Origin of the sequence: Streptococcus pseudopneumoniae ATCC BAA-960 = CCUG 49455 (assembly GCF_002087075.1) — a bacterium.
GTDB classification, from domain to species: Bacteria; Bacillota; Bacilli; order Lactobacillales; family Streptococcaceae; genus Streptococcus; species Streptococcus pseudopneumoniae.
Map to the genome: position 1 here is coordinate 1 of NZ_MWSM01000070.1, position 2,703 is coordinate 2,703.

Below are 2,703 nucleotides of genomic sequence, written 5' to 3' on the forward strand. Positions count from 1 at the left end.
AGCTGCTAAAGCAGACTTAGAAAAAGCAGCGCAAGCAGAAAAAGCAGCCATCGCAGCAGATAAGAGCTTAACAGCAGCGCAACGTGCTGAGAAAGAACAAGCTGTAGAAGAAGCACGAAAAGCTGCCGAAGCTAAGATTGACTCAGCAGAAGACGCTGATAAAGTAGCCGAAGCTAAAACAGCAGGTGTAACAGCCATTGAAGGCGTCCACACAAATGGTGACTTAGAAGCTCTTAAGAAAGCTGCTAAAGCAGACTTAGCGAAAAAATTAGCAGATAAATTAGCAGCAATTGACAACACTCCAAATGCAACAAAAGAAGAAAAGGATGCAGCTAAAGATCGAGCTAAGCAAGCAGCGGACAAAGCTATCCAAGCCATTGACGCAGCAAGCGACCAAGCAGGCGTAGATAAAGCGCAAGCAGACGGAATTGCCGCAGTAGCAGCAGTTAACCCAGTGGCTAAGGACAAAGCTAAGGCAGCAGTAGCAGCTAAGCTTAAGGAAAAAGAAGCCGAGATTGATGCGAACGCACAACTTTCAGATGCAGAAAAAGCAGCGGCTAAGGAACAAGCTAAAGCGGCAGCGAACCAAGCTATCCAAGCCATTGACGCAGCAAGCGACCAAGCAGGCGTGGACAAAGCGCAAGCAGACGGAATTGCCGCAGTAGCAGCAGTTAACCCAGTGGCTAAAGACAAGGCTAAGGACAAAGCTAAGGAAGCAGCATTACCTAATACTGGTAGTCGATCAGATAGCACTACAGCTGCTCTAGGACTTCTATCAATCTTTGGAGCAGTCGGTTTACTCTTTTCTAAAAAGAAAAAAGATGATGAAGAAGCTTAAGTAGATGATTCTATTTGATTCTCAATAGCCTTCACATGCAAAAATCTTTATCAATTAAAAAGAACTAGGGTAACCTACACATTAGCTGGATATACTCACCCTATAGCGGATAGTGAAGAAGCCTCTTTGCCAACTGTAGTAGATGGAAGTTAGCTAAGATTCAGAAAGGACAAATTTTGTCCTTTCTTTTTTGTCGTCCTTCTCTCTGTTGATGGATAGTAAGCGCGTCATAACAAGGTATCTATCATTCATGGAAGACCTCCTGTATACTATTAGTAAAGTAAAACTATTGGAGGATATTTTAATGCCACAACCTATTGTTCCTGTAGAGATTCCACAATCTCGTCGTTTTGATTCTAAAAAGAGAAATGATATTCTGCTTAAAATTCGTATTGGCAAGCTTGAAGTAAGTTTTTTTCAATCTCTCAATCTCGAAATGATAGAAGAGCTTTTGGATAAGGTGTTGCTCTATGACAATTCATCTATCTAGCCTAGGGCAGGTCTATCTCGTATGTGGGAAAACGGATATGAGACAAGGCATTGATTCACTGGCTTATCTCATTAAAACCCACTTTGAATTGGATCCTTTCTCAGGTCAAGTCTTTCTCTTTTGTGGTGGACGTAAAGACCGCTTTAAAGCCCTTTACTGGGATGGTCAAGGATTTTGGCTACTATATAAACGCTTTGAGAACGGTAAGTTGACTTGGCCAAGTACAGAAAAGGATGTCAAAGCTCTCACACCTGAACAAGTAGACTGGCTGATGAAGGGCTTTTCTATCACTCCAAAAATAAATTCATCAGAAAGTCGTGATTTCTATTGAAATGAGGACTTTCTTTTTAGTATAATAAAGTTAGAAAACAAGGAGGGGAAGACGATGAAAGACTTATTAAAAATCATTCAACAACAGAGTGCTACAATTGATAGTCTCACCAATGAACTTGCCCTTCTTCGTGAACAAGTGGCTTATCTAACGCAAAAGCTCTATGGAAAATCCTCTGAGAAAAGTGTTTGTCCATCTGGACAAGTCAGCCTTTTTGAGGAGGAAGCTTCATCTGATGAAGATGGAGAGGTTCCCAGTTGAAAGAGAAGAAATCACCTATAAACGTAAGAAAGCTAAAGGAAAACGTCAAGCTCTTCTTGCCCAATTCGATTCAGAAGAAGTTCATCATCGCTTAGAGGATTGCATTTGCCCTGACTGTCAGGGAGAGCTAAAAGAGATTGGAGCGAGTCTTCAAGGCCAAGAATTAGTCTTTATTCCTGCGCAATTAAAACGCATAGATCATATCCAACACTCTTACAAATGCCAAGCATGCAGTGAGAAAAATCCGAGTGATAAAATTGTGAAAGCTCCTATTCCTAAAGCCCCTTTGGCGCATAGCCTTGGCTCAGCTTCTATTATCGCTCACACCATCCATCAGAAGTTTAATCTGAAGGTACCCAATTATCGCCAAGAAGAAGATTGGGCTAGGATGGGTTTACCAATCACACGTAAGGAAATCTCTAATTGGCATATCAAGGCGAGTCAATACTATTTGGAGCCCCTCTATAACCTCTTGCGAGAGAGACTATTGACTCAGCCCTTACTTCATGCGGATGAAACTTCTTATAGGGTGCTAGAGAGTGATAGCCATCTGACCTACTATTGGACTTTTTTGTCTGGAAAATCAGAGAAACAAGGGATTAGGCTTTACCACCATGATCAGCGTCGGAGTGGTTCAGTAGTACAAGAATTCCTAGGAGATTATTCTGGCTATGTGCATTGTGATATGTTGCGGCAGTAACTTAGGACCTTAGTCCTCTAGTTCTGCCTATGCAATAGCAGTCCAAGGTTTAGGAGCAAGGCAACGCTAAGCTTGGTAAACTG

At 41.9% G+C, this 2,703-nt stretch carries 4 protein-coding genes and 1 pseudogene; all 5 read left to right on the top strand.

Features of this window, described 5'->3' with window-relative positions:
- A partial coding sequence (locus B4W83_RS11640) for a DUF1542 domain-containing protein (protein WP_142246452.1) occupies window positions 1–838 on the top strand: 838 nt, incomplete at its 5' end.
- A gap of 304 nt (window positions 839–1,142) precedes the next feature.
- Window positions 1,143–1,328 (top strand): hypothetical protein, encoded by a 186-nt coding sequence (locus B4W83_RS11645; protein WP_031223047.1) that lies wholly within the window; start codon window positions 1,143–1,145, stop codon window positions 1,326–1,328.
- A complete protein-coding gene (gene tnpB, locus B4W83_RS11650; RefSeq protein ID WP_023941878.1) occupies window positions 1,309–1,659 on the top strand; it encodes an IS66 family insertion sequence element accessory protein TnpB in 351 nt (116 codons plus the stop codon). Before B4W83_RS11645 ends, tnpB begins: the two co-directional genes overlap by 20 nt.
- A 54-nt stretch (window positions 1,660–1,713) precedes the next feature.
- Window positions 1,714–1,920, top strand: coding sequence for an IS66 family transposase (locus B4W83_RS11655; protein WP_000653988.1), 207 nt, complete (start codon window positions 1,714–1,716; stop codon window positions 1,918–1,920).
- Window positions 1,895–2,608: pseudogene (locus B4W83_RS11660) on the top strand (IS66 family transposase); the annotation flags it as partial. The gene B4W83_RS11655 and the pseudogene B4W83_RS11660, both read left to right, overlap by 26 nt.
- Window positions 2,609–2,703: the final 95 nt, after the last annotated feature.

Excerpts from the sequence above, each read along its gene's own strand:
- B4W83_RS11645 (WP_031223047.1), top strand. The coding sequence starts at position 1,143 with ATGCCACAACCTATTGTTCCTGTAGAGATTCCACAATCTCGTCGTTTT.
- B4W83_RS11655 (WP_000653988.1), top strand. The coding sequence starts at position 1,714 with ATGAAAGACTTATTAAAAATCATTCAACAACAGAGTGCTACAATTGAT.
- tnpB (WP_023941878.1), top strand. The coding sequence starts at position 1,309 with ATGACAATTCATCTATCTAGCCTAGGGCAGGTCTATCTCGTATGTGGG.